Raw genomic sequence first — 19,213 nt, 5'->3', positions numbered from 1 at the left:
CCCCCTGGCGGGGGAGGATCATCAAGCTTCCGCGATCCGTTTTAGGAACCAGAATGACCACCGCCAAGATCTGCGGCCTGTCCACCCCCGCCACGCTCGACGCCGCGATCAAGCACGGCGCGAGCCATGTCGGGTTCGTGTTCTTCCCCGCCTCGCCGCGCCACGTGACCTTCGCCAAGGCCGCCGAGCTTGCCGCCCGCGTGCCCGATCACATCGCGAAGGTCGGCGTGTTCGTCGACCCGGAGGACGAGATGCTCGAACAGGCGGTCGGGTCGGCCGCGCTCGACGTGCTGCAGCTCCACAAGGTGACGCCGGCGCGGGCGGCGGCGATCCGCGCGAAGTTCGGGATCGAGACGTGGGTCGCGGTCGCGGTTCGCACGCGCGGCGACCTGGACGCGGCGCACGGTTTTGCCGGGGTCGCCGACCGGATTTTGTACGACGCGAAGACGCCTGATTCGGCGGCGCTGCCGGGCGGGATGGGGTTGCGCTTCGACTGGGACCTGCTCGACGGGTTCAGGCATCCGCTGCCGTGGGCGCTGTCGGGCGGACTCGATCCGGCGAACGTGGCGGAAGCGATCCGGCGCACGGGTGCGGAACTGGTCGACGTATCCTCCGGAGTAGAAAGGGAGCCGGGATCGAAGGACGAAACGAAGATCGCGGCGTTCCTCAAGGCCGTCGGCACCTGAGCTGTTCACCCGCGAAGGCGGGTGCCCAGACTGTGTCCCCGCCTCCGCGGGGACACAAGGGCTTGGCGACGTGGCACGAGGTGCTAAAGCGCTCCGCATGAACGCTCCCCTCGCCCCCAACTCCTACCGCGCCCAGCCCGACGAGCGCGGCCATTTCGGCGACTTCGGCGGACGCTATGTCGCCGAGACGCTGATGCCGCTCGTCCTCGAACTCGACGAGGCCTATCGCGCCGCCAAGGTCGACCCTGCGTTCAAGGCGCAGTTCGACGACCTGCTCGAACATTATGTCGGCCGCCCGAGCCCGCTCTACTACGCCGAACGCTTGACCGAGGCGCTGCGCGAGTCCGCAGAGCCGGGCATGGGGGCACAGGTCTGGTTCAAGCGCGACGAGCTGAACCACACCGGCGCGCACAAGATCAACAATTGCATCGGCCAGATCCTGCTGGCGATGCGGATGGGCAAGACGCGGATCATCGCCGAAACCGGCGCGGGCCAGCACGGCGTGGCGACCGCCACCGTCTGCGCGCGCTTCGGCCTGCCCTGCGTGATCTACATGGGCGCGCGCGATATCGAGCGGCAGGCACCCAACGTGTTCCGCATGAAGCTGCTCGGCGCCGAAGTCCGCCCGGTCACCAGCGGCGCGCACACGCTGAAGGATGCGATGAACGAGGGCATGCGCGACTGGGTCGCCAACGTCCACGACACCTTCTACATCATCGGCACCGCCGCCGGCCCGCACCCGTATCCGGAAATGGTCCGCGATTTCCAGAGCGTGATCGGCACCGAGGCGCGCGCGCAGATGCTGTCGCGCGTCGGCCGCCTGCCCGACCTGCTGGTCGCCGCGATCGGTGGCGGCTCGAACGCGATCGGGCTGTTCCATCCGTTCCTCGACGATGCCGACGTGCAGATGCTCGGCGTCGAGGCAGCCGGCCACGGCCTCGATAAGGAACATGCCGCCAGCCTCGCGGGCGGCTCGCCCGGCGTGCTCCACGGCAACAAGACCTATCTGTTGCAGGACGAGGACGGCCAGATCACCGAGGCGCATTCGATCTCGGCCGGGCTCGACTATCCGGGCATCGGCCCCGAGCATGCCTGGCTGCGCGATATCGGCCGCGTGCAGTATGACAGCGCGACCGACCAGGAGGCGCTCGACGCGTTCCAGCTGCTGTGCCGGACCGAGGGCATCATCCCCGCGCTCGAACCATCGCATGCCATCGCCACCGTGACGAAGAAGGCGCGCGAGATGCGGCAGGACCAGATCATCCTCGCAAACCTGTGCGGGCGTGGCGACAAGGACATCTTCACCGTCGCCGAAGCGCTTGGGGTGGCGATTTGAGCCGCCTCGCCGCCACCTTCGCGCGCACCGCCGCGCAAGGCCGCGCCGCGCTCGTCGCGTTCGTTACCGCGGGTGACCCGACCACCGAGGCGACCGGTCCGATCCTCGACGCGCTCGTCGCGGGCGGGGCGGACGCGATCGAACTCGGCATGCCGTTCACCGATCCGATGGCCGACGGCCCCGCGATCCAGGCCGCCAACATCCGCAGCCTCGCGCAAGGAACACGCACCGCGGACATCCTCGCGACCGCCACCGCGTTCCGTGCGCGCCACCCGGACGTGCCGCTCGTCCTGATGGGCTATGGCAACCCGATGCTCCGCCGCGGCGCCGACTGGTTCGCCGAGGCCGCCGCAAAGGCCGGCGTCGACGGCGTGATCTGCGTCGACGTGCCGCCCGAGGAAGACGACGCACTCGGCCCCCAGTTGCGCGCCGCGGGGATCGACCTGATCCGGCTCGCCACGCCGACGACGGATGCCGCGCGGTTGCCGACCGTTCTCGATGGAGCCAGCGGCTTCCTCTATTACGTCTCCGTCGCCGGCATCACCGGGCTCCAGCAGGCGCAGCAAGGCTCGATCGAGGACGCCGTCGCCCGCCTGAAGGCACAAACCGATATCCCGGTCGCTGTCGGCTTCGGCATCCGCACCCCCGAACAGGCCGCCAACGTCGCACGCGTCGCCGACGGCGTGGTGGTCGGATCGGCGATCGTCGATCTGGTCGCGCAACACGGCGTCGCGGCCGCCGAGCCGGTCCGTGCCTATATCACGTCTCTCGCCGACGCCGTCGCATCGGCCCGAAAGGTTCCCGCATGAGCTGGCTCAACAGCGTCCGCAACGTCCTGCCCTTCGTCGCGAAGCGCGAGACGCCCGAGAATCTCTGGCACAAGTGCAAGGGCTGCGGGCAGATGATCTTCACCAAGGAGTTGGAGGAGAACCTCTACGTCTGTCCGAAATGCGATCAGCACGACCGCATCGGGCCCAACATCCGATTCGCGCAAATCTTCGACGAGGGCAGCTGCAGCGAACTGCCGGCGCCCAAGGTGCCCGAGGATCCGCTCAAGTTCCGCGATCAGAAGCGTTACACCGATCGCCTGAAGGCGGCGCGGACCGAGAACAGCGAGACCGACGCGCTGGTAAACGCGCGCGGCAGCATCGACGGCCACCGCGTCGTCGTCGGCGTGCAGGATTTCGGCTTCATGGGTGGATCGATGGGTCTGGCCGTCGGCGAGGCGTTCGTGCGCGGCGTCGAGGCGGCGATCGAGGACCGCGTGCCCTATGTGATCTTCACCGCGAGCGGCGGCGCGCGCATGCAGGAGGGCATCCTCAGCCTGATGCAGATGCCGCGCAGCACGGTCGCGATCCAGATGCTGCACGATGCCGGCCTGCCGTACATCGTCGTGCTGACCGATCCGACTTCGGGCGGCGTGATGGCGGCCTATGCGATGCTCGGCGACGTGCAGATCGCCGAGCCCAAGGCGACGCTCGCCTTCACCGGCCGCCGCGTGATCGAGAGCACGATCCGCGAGAAGCTGCCCGAGGATTTCCAGACGTCGGAATATTATCTCGAGCACGGGATGATCGACATGGTCGTCCACCGCAAGGACCTGCGCGAGCAGCTCGGCACGGTCATCGGCTATCTGAGCGCGCGCGAAGCGGCGTAAATTTGATCCTCCCCCGCCAGGGGGAGGTGGCGCCGAAGGTGCCGGAGGGGGAGGACGCGACACCGACGTCGTCGCTATCCGCCCCCTCCGTCAGGCTGTGCCTGCCACCTCCCCCTGGTGGGGGAGGATCGTGAGGAGCCAAGAATGCCCGACCACGCCACCTCCTCCTCGCCCGCCGTTCAGGCGCAGCTCGACCGACTTACCGCACTGTCCCCCGGCGCCGACATTCTCGGGCTGGAGCGCATCACCGCGCTCTTGAGCCGCCTCGGCGACCCGCATCTGAGCCTCCCCCCGGTGTTCCACGTCGCCGGCACCAACGGCAAAGGCTCGACCTGCGCCTTCCTGCGCGCGGCGATCGAGGCCGCCGGCCACAGCGTCCATGTCTATTCCAGCCCGCACCTCGTCCGCTTCAACGAACGCATCCGCCTCGCCGGCAAGCTGATCGAAGACGATCTGCTCGCCGCGCTGCTGGAAGAAGTGCTCGACCAAGCCGCAGACCTCCAAGCGAGCTTTTTCGAAGTCACCACCGCCGTCGCGTTCCTCGCCTTCGCGCGCACCCCCGCCGCGGCGACGATCGTCGAGGTCGGCCTCGGCGGCCGGCTCGATGCGACCAACGTCATTCCGAACCCGGTCGTCACCGGCATCGCCGCACTCGGCATCGATCACCAGTCGTTTCTCGGCGATACCCTGCTGGAGATCGCCGGCGAGAAGGCGGGCATCGCCAAGCCAGGCGTGCCGCTGGTGACGATGGATTACCCAAAGGCGTTGCGCGCGAAGATCGCCGCGATCGCCGATGCGGCCGGAGCGCCGGTCGTCGCGCGCGGTGCGGCGTGGACCAGCGAAACCGCGCGAACCACGATGCGCTACGAAGATGCGGGGTTTTCGGTCGTCACCAACCGCCCCCGCCTCGTCGGCGCGCACCAATCGCGTAACCTCGCGCTCGCGATCGCGATGCTGCGTCACCAGGGCGCGCTTCACATTCCGGAAGCAGCGATGCGGGCCGCCGCCGACTGGGCGCACTGGCCGGCCCGCATGCAGCGCCTGTCCGACGGCCCCCTGCTGGCGCGCCTGGCGAGCGGGAGCGAACTCTGGCTGGACGGCGCGCACAATCCCAATGCCGCGCAACCGGTCGCGCGCGCGTTGCGGACGCTGGCGAAGGGGCGTCCGGTCACGCTGATACTGGGGATGCTCGCCAACAAGGATGCGGAGGCGGTGATGCGCATCCTGTCGCCCTCGGTCGGCCATGTCGTCACGATCCCGGTCCCGGGACATGCGCACCACGCCCCCGACGCACTCGCATCGCTCGCACAAAGCTTCGGGAAGACCGCGGAAACGTCGTCCACGCCCACTGATGCCCTCGACCTGATCGCCGCGCGAAACGATGAACCCAACCTCGTCCTGATCGCCGGTTCGCTCTACCTCGCCGGTGAAGTGCTCGCAGCGAACGACCAGCCGCCGGACTGAGTTCTTATTGCTATTGACTATCAATAACCAACACGCGACTTTGTGGACATCACTACGGAGTCGCGTGAATGACCGATACCCGCCCCAGTTCGACACCAGCCTCGCCCCCCGCCTCGGCTAACCTGCTCGCCAGCGCGACGACGCTGCTACCGCATCCGCTACCCCCTTGTGAAAACGCGCGAATCGCGTTGTTCGCGATGCGGCGGATGGGCGCGCATGGCCTGGCCGATGCGCGTGCGGCGCATACGATGTTCACCGCGTTCGGGCAGAGTTTCCGCCGCCCGCTGGTGCTGTTGCGGGCTCTGATGGCCGACCTTGCCGGCACGTCGGCCGGGACGATCGCGATCGCGCCGTGCTGTTGCGCGCGGATGACGCCCGCGGAGTCGGCGATGCTGTCGATCCTCGCGCGCGTCGAGATTGCGCCGGAAAGCGCGCGCTACCTGATGGCCGACCTGCTCGGGGTCCGCCGTGTCGACGGAGTCCTCGCCAGCGCCGCCGCGGTCGCTGCCGCTTTTGCCGACGAAGGGCGGCCGGTCACCATGTAGGCTTCCGCTTAGACGGGATCGCCCGCCCGCACGTCACCCTCGCCCTCGACACCCGCGCTGCCGATCGAGCGATCGATCATGCCCGACCGGCTCATCCACCAGAAGAGCAAGACACCGGGCAAGGCGAGAACGGTCGTGAGCAGGTAGAAGTCGACATAGCCGAGCGCCTCGATCAAGGCGCCGGCGGTGGTGCCCGTAACGATCCGCCCGACGATGCTCGCCGCTGCCGAGATCAGCGCGAACTGTGCGGCGGTGAAGCGGAGATCGCACAACGCGGAAAAATACGCGATCACGACGACGCCGCCGAACCCGCTCGCGGTATTCTCGAAACCGATCGCCGCCGCCATGCCGAAGTTCGAATGCCCCGCCGCCGCCAGCGCCGCGAACGACAGGTTCGAAACCCCCATCAGGACGAGCGACAACAGCACCGACCGCTTCATCCCCATCCGCGCATACAGGCTGCCGCCGATGAAGATGCCGACCAGATACGCGATGAAGCCGATCCCCACGTCGTAGAAGGCGATCTCATCGCCGGTGAAGCCAAGGTCGTCGAACAGCAACCGCAGCGTCAGGTTGGCGAGCGTATCGCCGACCTTGAAGATCAGGATGAACGCCAGGACGACGAACGCCCCTTCGCGCGAGAAGAACTGGACGAACGGGCCCCAGATCGCGCGGAGTCCTTCTGCGAGACCGCGTCGTTCGATCGGCGGGCGGCGGCGCTCGGGCTCACCCAGCGCGAAGCCGGCCAGCACCGCGGGCAACGCGAACACCACGCACGCGAGATAAGCTGCGTTCCAGCCGGCACGTTCGGCAACGACCAGTGCCAGCGCACCCGACCCCGCCGAACCGATCCGCCAGCCATATTGGCTCATCCCCGATCCGACGCCCAATTGGCGGGGTTCGAGCGTCTCGATCCGGAATGCGTCGATCACGACATCGAAGGTCGCCCCCGCCGCACCGACGAGGATCGCCGCGGTCGCGGTGGAGGCGATGCTTGCCGCCGGGTCGATCAGGGCGAGGTTGACGACCGCAGCGACCACCAGCGCGGCCGTGACGATCAGCCAGGAAACGCGCTGGCCCAGTCTTCCAAGGATCGGAAGCCGGACGCCGTCGACCACCCACGCCCACAGGAATTTCAGATTATAGACGAGGAACGCGAGACTGAACGCGGTCACCGTCTTCTTGTCGATACCGCTTGCCGCCAGACGCGTGGTCAGCGTCGCTCCGATCATCGCATAGGGAAACCCCGACGATATGCCGAGCGCGAGCGCGGCGAGCGGTGCCCTTTCGACATACGGCCGAAACCCGTCGCTCCAGCTTTTGCCTTCGGTTCCGTCCATCGCACTTACGCTCCCACTCGCTTGCGCGGACCCTAACGGGAAATCGCCGATGCGCTACCCGTCAGGCGATGGAAGGCGGCAAACGTCAGGCTTTTGCTTCGAACAGCGTGAACCCCGAAGGCACGCGCTTCGGCTTTTTGCCGCCGATCATCGCCTCGATCGCCTCGATCGCAGCAATCAGATCGCGCGGTACGTAGGGCTTGGCCATGCAGCCGGCCGCGAGCGTGGTCGCTTCGACCGGGCAGCTTCCGGTCACGAACATGACCGGCACGCCGCAAGCCTGCGCCGCGCGGGCGACGTCGACGCCCGACCCGTCGGCGAGGTTCACGTCGACCAGGACCAGATCGACCACGGTGTCGCTTTCCAGGATCAGCAGTGCCTCGGCGACCCGGTCGATCGTCGCGACGATCGTGAAATCCGCCTCGGTCAGGAAATATTCGGTATCGAACGCCACCAACGGCTCGTCCTCGACCACGAGGAGCCGGATAATCTGCCGCTTCTTCTTCCCGAACAACATTGCCGCAAGGCCCCCGGACGCTAACGAAAGGTCGTTACGTTCGCGTGTCTTAACGCGCCGCAGCACGAACGGTCGCAAATATTTCGCGCTGGAGGCCGATCCATAGTATCAGCCGCGCCATGACGACTTCAAAAGACGATAACCCGACTGCCAGCCCGTCGAACGACGCGCCTGCAACCTCCCCCGAAGCTGCCCCGGGCACTACCGCCGCACCGATCAAGGGCGACCGGATCGCCAAGCTGCTCGCCCGCGCCGGGATCGCCTCGCGCCGCGATATCGAACGGATGATCGCCGAGGGCCGCGTCGCGCTCAACGGCTCGACGCTCGATACCCCGGCGACGATCCTGCGCAATCTCAACGGCGTGACGGTCGACGGCGACCCGGTCGAGGCGCCGAGTTCGGCACGACTCTTCCTGTACCACAAGCCGACCGGGCTGCTCGTCACCGAGCGCGATCCGGCCGGGCGCACGACGATCTACGACCGCCTGCCGCAGGACCTGCCGCGGCTGGTGCCGGTCGGCCGCCTCGATCTCAACACCGAGGGGCTGTTGCTGATGACCACCGATGGTGGATTGAAGCGCCAGCTCGAATTGCCCGCGACCGGCGTCGAGCGCGCCTATCGTGCGCGCGCCTATGGCAACATCACGCAGCAGCAGCTCGACGATTTGATCGAGGGGATCGAGATCGAGGGCGTCCGCTACGGCTCGATCAATGCCAATATCGAGCGGCGCACCGGCGCGAACGTCTGGATCGAGATGATCCTGACCGAGGGCAAGAACCGCGAAGTCCGCCGTGTGCTCGAGCATCTCGGGCTTCAGGTCTCGCGGCTGATCCGGACGCGCTACGGCCCGTTCATCCTCGGCGAGCTGCCGCCCGGCCAGATCGGCGAAGTGCTCCAGCACGACGTCGTCGCATTCCAGAAGGAGTTGGCGCGCGGCAAGCCCGAGGGTCCGGGTGCGCGCGCGAACATCGGGATCAGCGCGAGTGCCGGCGCGGGGGCCGGCATCGGTGCCCGCTCGACGCAACGTGGCAGCAACGCACCACGGTCGGCGCCGAGTGCGCGGCCCGAGCGCACGCCGCGATCGGCGCCTGCGCGGACCCCGTACACGGCGCCGGCAAGCTCCGGTTTCTCCAGCGGTGCGGCACCGGCTGCGCGTCCGGTGCGCCCTGCCCGTCCCGAGCGGATCCGGCCGACCGCGGCGATGCAGCGCGGCGACGTCAACGATCCCTGGGCACGGCCCGACGCACGCAACGCTACCCGGCCGACGGGCGCGCATCATGCGCGGCCGACCGCGGGCGATACGTCGAAGCCGTATGTGCGGCAGGAGCGGGCGGATCGCGGCGAGGAGCTGAGCACCAGCCCGAAGATCAAGCATTTCCGCGCCGCCAAGCCGCCGCGCGATCGTGCCGCGCCGTCGCGCGTCGGTGCTGGCGGTACTCCGTCGCCGCGTGCAGCTACACCGCCGCGGCAGGAGCCGCAGCGTGGTTTCCGTCCGCAGGCCGACGATTCGCGGGCGCGCGGTTCGCTCGACAAGCGGGCCGCCCGTAGCGCGCAGGGTCGGCCCGGTGCCGAGCCGCGGCCAATGCGCTCGGAGAGTCCTGCCCGGCCAGAGCGTGGCAATCGGCCGGCTGCACCCGGCAAGGGCCCATCGGGCGGGCGCGGTCATCCGCCCAAGGCGCCGCGTGGAGGGAAGCGCTGATGCGGATCATCTCGGGGAAGTTTCGCGGGCGCCAGATCGTCGCGCCCAAGGGTGATTCGACCCGCCCCACCGCCGATCGGATGCGCGAGACCTTGTTCTCGATGCTGACGAGCCGGGTGGGTAGTTTCGAGGGCCTTGCGGTCGCCGATCTGTTCGCAGGCTCAGGCGCGCTTGGCATCGAGGCGCTCTCGCGCGGGGCGGCGACGTGCATGTTCGTCGAATCGGACAAGCTGGCCGTGGATGCGCTCAAGGCCAACCTGGCCAAGCTGGAGATTCGCGGCGATGTCCGCGCTACGTCGGTGATGGCGCTGGGGCCGGCACCCGCGCCGCTCGACGTGATCCTGATGGACCCGCCGTACAATACCGGCGCGGGGCTGGTTGCGCTCGACAAGCTGGCGCGGCTGGGCTGGACCGGTCCCGCCACGTGGATCAGCCTGGAAACGGCAAAAGCCGAGATCGTCGAACTCGCAGGCTTCGAGGTCGACGCGACACGCGTGCACGGCAAGGCCCGTCTCACGTTGCTCCGCCCCATCTAGCCTGTTCTCCCGCGAAGGCGGGAGAACACTCTACTGGTCGGTGCTGCGCCCCAGGATCAGCAGCCCACCGAGGCTCAGCACGCCCGCGGCCATCAGATACCCCCCGACCAGCCACAACCCGCGCGGTGCCAGCGCCTCCGCCACGATCGGCGCCAGCGCCCCGCCGAGCACGCCGCCCAGGTTGAACGTCATCGACACGCCGGTGTAGCGCACCCCCGCTGGAAACAGGCTCGGCAACCACCCGCCGAGCGGCCCGTACGCGAACCCCATCACGAACAGCGCGCCCGACAGCCACAGCCACACCGTGAACAGCGATCCCGAGCCCAGCATCGGCCCCATCAACGCACCGACGCCGATGCACCCGGCGAACCCGATCGCCAGCATCCGTGCCGCGGAATGCCGGTCCGCGAGCACGCTCGCGACGATCACGCCGCCCGCGAGGAACCAGATCGCGATCAGTTCGACCGACAGGAACGCCTCGCGCGAATAGCCGAGCGTCTTCGTGCCGTATCCAAGCGCAAACGCCGTCGCGAGGTAGAACAAGGCGAAGCACGCGATCACGCCGAACGTGCCGGCCAGCGTCGCGCGGAGGTGCTTGGTGAGCAGCGTCGCGATCGGCACCTTGGGCAAAGCCTCGGTCGCCTCGGCTTCGAGGAAGACGGGCGTCTCGGTCAGCTTGAGGCGCACCCATAACCCGAGCCCGACGAGGATCGCGCTCAGCAGGAACGGGATGCGCCAGCCCCAGGCCAGGAACTGCGCATCGTCGAGCACCAGACCGATGATCAGGAAGAGCCCATTGGCCGCGAGGAAGCCTACTGGCGCCCCGAGTGGCGGGAACATGCCCCAGGTGTTCTTGCGGTGCGGCGGCGCGTTCTCGACCGCGAGCAACGCCGCCCCGCCCCATTCGCCGCCAAGCCCAAGCCCCTGCCCGAGCCGCATCAGGCACAGCAACGCCGGGGCGATCCAGCCGACCTGCGCGTAGGTGGGCAGGAATGCGATACCGACGGTCGATCCCCCCATCAGCAGCAGCGACGCGACGAGGGTGGACTTGCGCCCTACGCGATCACCGAAATGCCCGAACACGACCGCGCCGACGGGGCGGGCGACGAACGCCAGCCCGAACGTCGCATAGCTGAGCAGCAACTGCGCCGAATCGGATTGCCCGGAGAAGAACAGTGGGCCGAACACGAGCGCCGCGGCGGTCGCGTAGATGTAGAAATCGTAGAACTCGACCGCGGTGCCGACCAGGCTGGCGGCGAGGATGCGGCGGTTTGAGGCGAGCGTCGTCATAACATGGGCATCGCCCCGCCCGCCGATCTGGTCAACCGATTGCCGTCCACGATCCTCCCCCGCCAGGGGGCGTGGCGCGAAGCGACGGAGGGGGAGGACACGAAACCGAAGTTACCCTTTCCTCCCCCTCCGTCTGGCAAGCGCCAGCCACCTCCCCCTGGCGGGGGAGGATGAGAGGGGGGAGGATCAGAGAGGGAGGACTATGCGCGCGACGAGGCCGGGGGCGTTGTCGGCGAGTTCGAAATGGCCGTCGTGGAGACGCGCGACCGCTTCGATCAGGGCCATGCCGAGACCGGCACCGGGGGTGGAGCGTGCGCTGTCGAGGCGGCCGAAGCGTTTCAACGCCTGCGCGCGGTCGGCGGCGGCGATGCCCGGGCCACGGTCTTCGACCTGGATCGCGACGCCGTCGGTGCGGTGGACGATCCGCAAGGTAACTTCGCCGCCCCCCGCGCCGTGACGGAGCGCGTTGTCGATCAGGTTGGTGATCGCCTGGCTGATGAGTTCACGGTGCAGCTTCATCGGCGGCGGGCGATCGTCGATCGCGATCGTGAAGACCAGCCCGGCATCCTCCGCGACGGGGGCGTAGAGTTCGCCGATCTCTTCGAGCAGGTCGGCCGGAGACACCTCGATGAAACGATCGCGCGAAACCGAGCCCGAGCGGCTGATCTCGATCACCATCGTCAGCATCCGCATGACGAGGTCGGTTTCGACCAGCAGACCGCCAAGCGCAGCTTCTCGCGCATCGGGATCGGCGATCAGCACCGCCTGCTCGGTCTTGGTGCGCAGGCGGGCAAGCGGCGAGCGGAGGTCGTGCGCGAGGCTGTCGGTGACGATCCGCAGTTCGGCCATCACCCCCTCGAGCTTGCCGAGCATGACGTTGAGCCGCGCCGCCAGGCGATCGAACGCGTCGCCTCCCCCCGCGATGACGTCGACGCGACGCGAGAGATCGCCCTCGCCCGCCGCCTCGATCGCCTTGGCGATACCGTCGAGGCGGCGCCCGACGTAGCGTGTAAGGACGAGTCCGCCGAGCACGCCCAATGCGAGCGACAGGAAAACGGCGACCGCGAGCGCCCGCTCGATCGCGCGTTCCTCGGCGGCGATCAGGTCGAGATTACGCCCGGTGAGAAGCCAGTAATCGCCGAGCGGGTGGAGCGCGTATCCGGTCTCTCGCGCAGACCAGAGTTCGTCCGCGCCCAGCCGTGCGATTCGGAATTGCGTGACGCGGAGCGGCACGGCGAGGCGCGAAGGCGAGATACCGACGACTGCGCGGCCCTTGGGATCGATTACGGCGAGCACCAGCGACACGTCACCCGGAACGACGGCGCTGTCGATCGCCTGCCGCACCGCGATCAGTCCGCCGCTGCGCCATACCGCGCGCAACGCCTCGGATTGTTCGGTAGTCTCGCGGCGGATCGCGTCGATCGCGTCGGCGCTGGTCGTCTTCCAGACGAAGCCGACCAGCGCGAGGTTGGAAACGAGCGCCAGTGCGATCGATAGGAGTGCGATCCGGGCGGTTACCGAAAGGCGAATCGCCACTGCGGATCAGCCTTCGACGGCGAGCCGGTATCCTGCCCCGCGCACCGTGTGCAGGATCGGCGTGGGGAAGCCGTCCTCGAGCTTGCGACGCAGGCGACCGATGTGAACGTCGACCACGTTCGAGCCCGGGTCGAAATGGTAATTCCAGATCTTCTCGAGCATCATCGTCCGCGTGACGACCTGCCCGGCATGCCGCGCAAGGAATTCGAGCAGGTTGAATTCGCGGGCGCCGAGCGGGATCGAACGCCCGGCACGCGACACCGCGCGCGCGAGCAGGTCGATCTCGAGATCACCGACCGAGAGCTTGGTCTTCTGCGGCTCGGTCGCGGCGCGGTCGGAGCGACGGACGAGCGCTTCAATTCGCGCGGACAATTCGGCGAACGAGAAAGGCTTGCAGAGATAGTCGTCGGCTCCGGCCTTGAGGCCATCGACGCGGTCGTCGACGGCGGCGAGTGCGGAAAGGATCAGGACAGGCGTGGCAATGCCGGCCGCGCGAATCGCGCTGACCATCGACAGCCCGTCGAGCCCGGGCAGCATGCGATCGGCGATGATGAGGTCGAAGATGCCTTCGCTGGCGAGGAACAGGCCGTCGCGGCCGTCGGCACAGGCTTCGATCGCATGACCCGCTTCGGCCAAGCCTTTGGCAAGATAGGCGGATGTCGAGGCGTCGTCCTCGACGATCAGAATCTTGCGGCTCAACGCGGTCTCACCTTCCCTGCCACCGAAATCGGTCACCATCTCCGGTCCTCATAAACGGAAAGGCCGGCAGAAAGAACCCTTTCCGCCGGCCCCCACGGTACCCCCGGGAGTGACGGGCACCGATCTCTGGAAACTCGTGCGACCGTCGTCGGCTGCGGGTTTCTTTTAGGATCGGGCGGGGGGTCAGGGCGATGACCGACGGATGACAATTTCGTCATGTTTGGGGTGTGGTATTTCGGCCGGGGGCACAAGGCGTGACGACTGGCATGCCAGCAATCGGCCCGGCATCATTCTTTTTCAAAACGCGGTCACACTCACCCTCCGTCATCCCGGCGAACGCCGGGACCCACGGTTTCGTGGTGGGTGGTGATTGTACGCCATCGCTTGGTCCGCCGTGTCCGTGGATCCCGGCGTTCGCCGGGACGAAGGAGAGGGGACGGATAATATGGGGTCGTGCCGGGGCTGCAGCGCTAGAATGCGACGGCACTAGAACACTGCCGGAACCCCTGCGACGCTTGTTCTCCCGCGAAGGCGGAAGCCCAAGCTGGGCCCCCGCCTTCGCGGGGGAACCAGGTTTGGGTCGCGGCCAACGCCTCGCGCGCGTTACTTCTTGTCGAGGATCGCCGCGATCGCCGCGCCGACATGGGCGATGTCCGCCATGCCGTCGACCCGGTGAACCAACCCCCGGGCGTCGTAAATCGGTAGGATCGGGGCGGTCTTTGCGCGGTATTCGGCCATGCGGTTGTGGACCGTCTCGGCATTGTCGTCGGGACGGCGCTTGAACTCGGTCGAGCCGCAGACGTCGCAGACACCCGCTACCGCCGGCTTCTTGTAGCGATCGTGATAGCCCGTGCCGCACTTGGCGCAGGTATAGCGGCCGACGACGCGGTCGATCAGCGCGGCTTCGTCGACGCCAAGCTCGATCACATAATCGAGCGTGCGACCACGATCGGCGAGCAGGCCGTCAAGCGCCTCGGCCTGTGCAGCGGTGCGCGGGTAGCCGTCAAAGATGACGCCCTTTTCCGTATCCGGCTGGTCGAGACGCTCGCCGATGATCCCCGACACGATCTCGTCCGAGACGAGACCGCCCGATGCCATCACGGACTTCGCCTGAAGGCCGACCGGCGTTCCGGCGGCGACGGCTGCACGCAGCATGTCGCCGGTCGAAAGCTGCACCATGCCGCGCTCGCTGACGAGCGTGGCGGCCTGGGTGCCCTTGCCCGCGCCAGGCGGTCCAAGAAGGATGATATTCACGAAACGCACTCCCCTCGTTCGTGCAGGATTTGAATCGGGTTAGCCCCGCAGCTTAACGAAGTCGATTGCCCTTGAGCTTCGCCTTCTTGATCAGGTCGCCATACTGGTGCGCCAGCAAGTGCGACTGGATCTGCGTCACCGTGTCCATCGTCACGTTGACGACGATCAGCAGGCTGGTGCCCCCGAGGTAGAACGGGATCTGCAGCGCGGTCACCAGATATTCGGGCAACAGGCAGATGATCGTCAGATACGCCGCACCGATGACGGTGATGCGGGTCAGCACGTAATCGAAGTAATTCTCGGTGTTCTTGCCCGGGCGGATGCCGGGGATGAACCCGCCGTTGCGCTTCAGATTGTCGGCGGTTTCCTCGGGGTTGAAGACGACCGCGGTGTAGAAGAACGAGAAGAAGATGATGCCGGCACCGTACAGCAGCATGTACACAGGGCTGCCGTGCTGCAGATACTGGTTGAGGGTGATGATGAAATCGCCCCACTTCGACTCACCCGCGACGCGCTGGCCCGCGAACTGCGAGATCGTCAGCGGCATCAGCAGCAGCGACGACGCGAAGATCGGCGGGATGACGCCCGCGGTGTTGATCTTCAGGGGCAGATGGCTGCGATCGGCCTGCATGCCGCGCTGAGTCTGGCGCTTGGGATACTGGATCAGGATGCGGCGCTGTGCGCGCTCCATGAAGCAGATGAAGAGGATCAGCACGACCACCGCGACGACGATGCCGATCAGCTTGATCGGATCGAGCGAACCCGAACGGCCGCCCTCCAGCAGGTTGACGAGCGTGACGGGCAGATGTGCGACGATGCCGGCCATAATGATCAGCGAGACGCCGTTGCCGATACCGCGGCTGGTGATCTGCTCGCCGAGCCACATCAGGAACATCGTACCGCCGATCAGCGAGATGACAGCCGCGACGCGGAACATCATGCCGGGCTCGATCACCGCCTGGATGCCCTGCGCGGCGCCGAGCGTCTCAAGGCCGACGGCGATGAAATAGCCCTGCACCGCGGTCAGGCCGACGGTGCCGTAGCGGGTGTACTGGTTGAGGCGCTTGCGGCCCGATTCGCCGTCCTTCTTGATGGCGGCGAGCGTCGGCGACAGCGAGGTCGCGAGCTGCACCACGATCGAGGCGGTGATGTAGGGCATCACGCCGAGCGCGATCAGCGACATGCGGCTGAGCGAGCCACCCGAGAAGGTGTTGAAGAAGTCGAGCACGCCGCCCTGCGTCTGCTGCGAGAGCAGGCCGAGCGCGGTCGGGTCGACACCCGGCAGCGGGACATAGCTGAGCAGGCGGAAAATGATCAGCGCGCCGATCGTGAACCACAACCGCTTCTTGAGGTCGGTCGCCTTCGCGAATTTCGAAAGGCTGATGCTTTGCGCCATCTGGTCGGCTGCGGATGCCATGCGTGTGATCGTCCTGGAAACAAAGAAGGCGGGATGCGTTGTGACCGCCCCCGCCGCTCATATAGGCGCAGGAGCGCGCTTGTCTAATGGCTAAGGCGGATCGCTTCTGCGAAATCCTCGCCCGCCAGGGGGAGGTGGGCCGCTTCAGCGGCTCGGAGGGGGAGGTTACGGAACGTGAGTTCATCGCCTCCCGCCCCCTCCGTCAGCTCCGCTGCCACCTCCCCCTGGCGGGGGAGGATTTAGCGCGCGACAGAAAAAAAGGGAGGAAGCGCACTCGGCGCCCCCTCCCCTTCTAAAGTCAGGCCTTGAACGACGCCTTGTGCGCCGCACGCTCCTTGTACTTCACGCCCTTCTTGGCGGCAGCCTTCTCGGCTGCGGGGACGAAGTGGATCACCTCGACCTTGCCGCCGATCTTCTCGACCGCTTCGATCGCGCCCTTCGACGCGCCGTCGACGGTGAACGAGAGGACCGTGGTCAGCTCGCCCTTGGCGAGGAGGCGGACGCCGTCCTTGCCGCCGCGTGCCAGGCCAGCGGCCTTCAGCGCGTTGTGGTCGAGCGTGGCGTTCGCCTCGATCTTGCCGGCATCGACCGCGAGCTGGATCGCGCCGAGGTTGACCTCTGCGAAGTCCTTGCGGAAGATGTTGTTGAAGCCGCGCTTAGGCAGACGCATGTGGAGCGGCATCTGGCCGCCTTCGAAGCCGGCGATGGACACGCCCTCGCGGCTCTTCTGGCCCTTCTGGCCGCGGCCTGCGGTCTTGCCCTTGCCCGAGCCGATGCCGCGTCCGACGCGCATCTTGGACTTACGGGCACCTTCGTTATCGCGGAGTTCGTTAAGCTTCATGGTAATGCACTCGCTTTCGCTTGTTACGCGCTGGTTTGAAATCGCCGGGTTCGAATCCGGAAATAAGGAAGGGGGCCGTTAGCCCCCTTCCCGGTATTTGTCACTAGGTAGCGTGAAGGCTCAGCCCTCGACGGATACCATGTGCTGCACCTTGCGGATCATGCCGCGGACCTCTGGGCTGTCTTCCAGCTCGCGGGTCTTGTGCATCTTGTTCAGGCCGAGACCGATCAGCGTTGCGCGCTGATCCTTCTCGCGGCGGATCGGCGAACCGGTCTGCGTGATCTTGATGGTAGCCATGATCGCTTACTCCGTGATCGCAGCTGCATCGGCCTCGGCGGTCTTCGAACCACCATGGCCGAGCAGGTCGGCGATCTTCTTGCCGCGACGCTGTGCGACGGCCTTGGGCGAGGTCTGCTCGCCAAGGGCTTCGAACGTTGCGCGGATCATGTTGTAGGGGTTCGACGTGCCGACCGACTTGGTCACGACGTCTGCAACGCCCAGCGATTCGAAGACGGCGCGCATCGGGCCACCGGCGATGATGCCCGTACCCTGGGGGGCCGACCGCAGCGTGACCTTGCCGGCACCGAAGTGACCGTTGCCGTCATGATGCAGCGTGCGACCGTCCTTCAACGGCACGCGGACCATCTTCTTCTTGGCAGCAGCCGTCGCCTTCGAGATGGCTTCCGGCACTTCGCGTGCCTTGCCATGACCGAAGCCTGCACGGCCCTTGCCGTCGCCGACGACCACCAGTGCTGCAAAGCCGAAGCGCTTACCGCCCTTGACCGTCTTCGAGACGCGGTTGATGTGCACCAGCTTCTCGATCAGCTCTTCGCCGCCATCGTCCGAACCCGGACGACCGCCACGATTGTCACGACCACCGCGACCGCCGTCACGACCACCGCGGTTGCCACCGGGGCCACCGCTGCGACCGCCACCGGGGCCACCACGACCGCCACCGCCGCCGCCACCGGGACGACCACGACCGCCGCCGGCGTTGCCCTGGTACCCAGTGCTCTGCGGGACATTCTGAGCCGTGACGTCCTGTGCGGTCGTCTCGGGTGCGATTACCGCCCCAGCGTTTGCTGGCGTGTTGTTTTCGTCAGCCATGTCTTAGAACTCCAATCCGGCTTCGCGCGCGGCATCGGCAAGAGCCTTCACGCGACCGTGGTAGAGGAAGCCGCCGCGATCGAACACGACCTGGGTCACGCCCGCTGCCTTGGCAGCCTCGGCGACGCGCTTGCCGACCGAAGTCGCCGCGTCGATGTTGGCGCCGGACGTGCCGCGCACGTCCTTCTCCAGCGTCGAGGCCGAAGCGACCGTCGTGCCTGCGGCATCGTCGATCACCTGGGCATAGATGTGCTTGCCCGAGCGATGCACCGACAACCGCGGACGGGTGCCTGCACGTGCGCGGAGCGCGGTACGGTTGCGGCGACGCCGCTTGGCGAAAAGAGAAAGTCCCTTGGTCATTACTTCTTCTTCCCTTCCTTGCGGAAGATGAACTCGCCGTCGTACTTGATACCCTTGCCCTTGTAAGGCTCGGGCTTGCGCCACTGACGAATTTCCGCGGCCAGCTGGCCAACCATCTGCTTGTCCGAACCCGAGATCTCGATCGTCGTGTTGTCGGGGGTCTTGACTTCGATCCCCTCCGGTACGGCGACGTTGACGTCGTGGCTGTAGCCGAGCTGCAACTTGAGGTTGCGACCCTGCGCCGTGGCACGATAGCCGACGCCGTTGATCAGCAGCTTCTTGGTGAAGCCTTCCGACACGCCGGTGACCAGGTTCTGCACCATGGTCCGCTGCATGCCCCAGAACGCGCGCGCGCGCTTGGTGTCGTTGGCGGGCTGCACCGAAATGCCGCCGTCTTCGAGCGTGTAGCTGATCTCGTCGCGCAGCGGCATCATGAGGGTGCCCTTGGGGCCCTTCACGGTCAGCTGCTTGTTGGCGATCGTCGGCGTGATGCCGGCGGGTACCGTGACTGGCTTCTTACCAATGCGGCTCATCAGAACACCTCCGCGAGGACTTCGCCGCCGACGTTCTGCTCACGCGCTTCGGAATCCGAAAGCACGCCGCGGGGCGTCGAGACGATGGTGATGCCGAGGCCGTTACGGACGCGCGGGAGTTCCTGCGAGCCGGAATAGACGCGACGGCCGGGCTTCGAGACGCGTGCGACATGCTTGATCGCAGGCTGGCCCTCGAAATACTTCAGCTCGATGCGCAGGCCGGCCGCGGGGCCCATCTGCTCTTCGCTATAGCCACGGATATAACCTTCGCGCTGCAGAACGTCGAGCACGCGGACGCGCAGCTTGGACGCCGGCGTCAGGACAGAGTCCTTCTTCGCGCGCTGGCCATTACGGATACGGGTGAGCAAATCACCCAGGGGATCGGTCACTGCCAT

General features: G+C 67.0%; 21 protein-coding genes. 8 read left to right on the top strand and 13 right to left on the bottom strand.

Going from position 1 to position 19,213, the window contains the following annotated elements:
* Positions 1 to 53: 53 nt before the first annotated feature.
* The 6 genes from EQZ23_RS10675 (at position 54) to EQZ23_RS10650 (ending at position 5,688) form a co-directional block, all read left to right on the top strand.
* Positions 54 to 686, top strand: a complete 633-nt coding sequence (locus EQZ23_RS10675) for a phosphoribosylanthranilate isomerase (RefSeq protein WP_128454372.1) — start codon at positions 54 to 56, stop codon at positions 684 to 686.
* Between the two features lie 97 nt (positions 687 to 783).
* Positions 784 to 2,022 (top strand): tryptophan synthase subunit beta, encoded by a 1,239-nt coding sequence (trpB, locus tag EQZ23_RS10670; RefSeq protein WP_128454371.1) that lies wholly within the window; start codon positions 784 to 786, stop codon positions 2,020 to 2,022.
* Complete coding sequence (gene trpA, locus EQZ23_RS10665; protein WP_128454370.1) at positions 2,019 to 2,831, top strand: tryptophan synthase subunit alpha; 813 nt, start codon at positions 2,019 to 2,021, stop codon at positions 2,829 to 2,831. The genes trpB and trpA overlap by 4 nt, the downstream gene beginning before the upstream one ends.
* Positions 2,828 to 3,679, top strand: a complete 852-nt coding sequence (accD, locus tag EQZ23_RS10660; RefSeq protein WP_128454369.1) for an acetyl-CoA carboxylase, carboxyltransferase subunit beta — start codon at positions 2,828 to 2,830, stop codon at positions 3,677 to 3,679. The genes trpA and accD overlap by 4 nt, the downstream gene beginning before the upstream one ends.
* 144 nt (positions 3,680 to 3,823) lie before the next feature.
* On the top strand, positions 3,824 to 5,143 hold the full coding sequence (locus EQZ23_RS10655; protein WP_128454368.1) for a folylpolyglutamate synthase/dihydrofolate synthase family protein: 1,320 nt from the start codon (positions 3,824 to 3,826) through the stop codon (positions 5,141 to 5,143).
* A gap of 68 nt (positions 5,144 to 5,211) precedes the next feature.
* On the top strand, positions 5,212 to 5,688 hold the full coding sequence (locus EQZ23_RS10650) for a DUF6628 family protein (protein WP_206364218.1): 477 nt from the start codon (positions 5,212 to 5,214) through the stop codon (positions 5,686 to 5,688).
* An 8-nt stretch (positions 5,689 to 5,696) separates the two neighbouring features.
* On the opposite strand, the gene EQZ23_RS10645 is transcribed toward EQZ23_RS10650, so the two are convergent.
* On the bottom strand, positions 5,697 to 7,028 hold the full coding sequence (locus EQZ23_RS10645; RefSeq protein ID WP_128454367.1) for an MFS transporter: 1,332 nt from the start codon (positions 7,026 to 7,028) through the stop codon (positions 5,697 to 5,699).
* A gap of 85 nt (positions 7,029 to 7,113) precedes the next feature.
* Positions 7,114 to 7,545: a response regulator gene (locus EQZ23_RS10640; RefSeq protein WP_128454366.1), complete on the bottom strand. Its 432-nt coding sequence runs from the start codon at positions 7,543 to 7,545 to the stop codon at positions 7,114 to 7,116.
* Between the two features lie 119 nt (positions 7,546 to 7,664).
* On the opposite strand from EQZ23_RS10640, the gene EQZ23_RS20270 reads away from it, so the two are divergent.
* Positions 7,665 to 9,245, top strand: a complete 1,581-nt coding sequence (locus tag EQZ23_RS20270; protein WP_276318466.1) for a pseudouridine synthase — start codon at positions 7,665 to 7,667, stop codon at positions 9,243 to 9,245.
* A complete protein-coding gene (gene rsmD / locus EQZ23_RS10630; protein WP_128454365.1) occupies positions 9,245 to 9,781 on the top strand; it encodes a 16S rRNA (guanine(966)-N(2))-methyltransferase RsmD in 537 nt (178 codons plus the stop codon). The genes EQZ23_RS20270 and rsmD overlap by 1 nt, the downstream gene beginning before the upstream one ends.
* Before the next feature lie 30 nt (positions 9,782 to 9,811).
* On the opposite strand, the gene EQZ23_RS10625 is transcribed toward rsmD, so the two are convergent.
* From EQZ23_RS10625 to rpsH, 11 genes are all read right to left on the bottom strand, one after another.
* Complete coding sequence (locus EQZ23_RS10625; protein WP_346427823.1) at positions 9,812 to 11,098, bottom strand: MFS transporter; 1,287 nt, start codon at positions 11,096 to 11,098, stop codon at positions 9,812 to 9,814.
* Positions 11,099 to 11,257: 159 nt separating this feature from the next.
* Positions 11,258 to 12,607 carry a HAMP domain-containing sensor histidine kinase gene (locus EQZ23_RS10620; protein WP_240663487.1) on the bottom strand — a complete coding sequence of 450 codons (1,350 nt, stop codon included), beginning with the start codon at positions 12,605 to 12,607 and terminating at the stop codon, positions 11,258 to 11,260.
* 6 nt (positions 12,608 to 12,613) lie between these two features.
* A complete protein-coding gene (locus EQZ23_RS10615; RefSeq protein ID WP_128454363.1) occupies positions 12,614 to 13,306 on the bottom strand; it encodes a response regulator transcription factor in 693 nt (230 codons plus the stop codon).
* Between the two features lie 603 nt (positions 13,307 to 13,909).
* The gene (locus EQZ23_RS10610; RefSeq protein WP_128454362.1) at positions 13,910 to 14,560 is read right to left on the bottom strand and encodes an adenylate kinase; all 651 of its coding nucleotides are present in this window, start codon (positions 14,558 to 14,560) and stop codon (positions 13,910 to 13,912) included.
* 52 nt (positions 14,561 to 14,612) lie between these two features.
* Positions 14,613 to 15,977: a preprotein translocase subunit SecY gene (gene secY, locus EQZ23_RS10605; protein ID WP_055872627.1), complete on the bottom strand. Its 1,365-nt coding sequence runs from the start codon at positions 15,975 to 15,977 to the stop codon at positions 14,613 to 14,615.
* Between the two features lie 298 nt (positions 15,978 to 16,275).
* Positions 16,276 to 16,818: a 50S ribosomal protein L15 gene (rplO, locus tag EQZ23_RS10595; protein WP_128454360.1), complete on the bottom strand. Its 543-nt coding sequence runs from the start codon at positions 16,816 to 16,818 to the stop codon at positions 16,276 to 16,278.
* Between the two features lie 120 nt (positions 16,819 to 16,938).
* Positions 16,939 to 17,115, bottom strand: a complete 177-nt coding sequence (gene rpmD, locus EQZ23_RS10590; RefSeq protein ID WP_055872633.1) for a 50S ribosomal protein L30 — start codon at positions 17,113 to 17,115, stop codon at positions 16,939 to 16,941.
* Between the two features lie 6 nt (positions 17,116 to 17,121).
* Entirely contained in the window at positions 17,122 to 17,925 is an 804-nt protein-coding gene (rpsE, locus tag EQZ23_RS20265; protein WP_240663485.1) for a 30S ribosomal protein S5, read from the bottom strand.
* Between the two features lie 3 nt (positions 17,926 to 17,928).
* A complete protein-coding gene (gene rplR, locus EQZ23_RS10580) occupies positions 17,929 to 18,285 on the bottom strand; it encodes a 50S ribosomal protein L18 (protein WP_031393749.1) in 357 nt (118 codons plus the stop codon).
* Positions 18,285 to 18,818 carry a 50S ribosomal protein L6 gene (rplF, locus tag EQZ23_RS10575; protein ID WP_128454359.1) on the bottom strand — a complete coding sequence of 178 codons (534 nt, stop codon included), beginning with the start codon at positions 18,816 to 18,818 and terminating at the stop codon, positions 18,285 to 18,287. Before rplF ends, rplR begins: the two co-directional genes overlap by 1 nt.
* Positions 18,818 to 19,213, bottom strand: coding sequence for a 30S ribosomal protein S8 (gene rpsH, locus EQZ23_RS10570; RefSeq protein WP_031393751.1), 396 nt, complete (start codon positions 19,211 to 19,213; stop codon positions 18,818 to 18,820). Before rpsH ends, rplF begins: the two co-directional genes overlap by 1 nt.

Source organism: Sphingomonas sp. UV9, from assembly GCF_004101245.1.
In the GTDB taxonomy this organism is placed as follows: Bacteria; Pseudomonadota; Alphaproteobacteria; order Sphingomonadales; family Sphingomonadaceae; genus Sphingomonas.
Note: the sequence above shows the minus strand (reverse complement) of the source record. Positions and strands in the feature narration are given on the sequence as shown.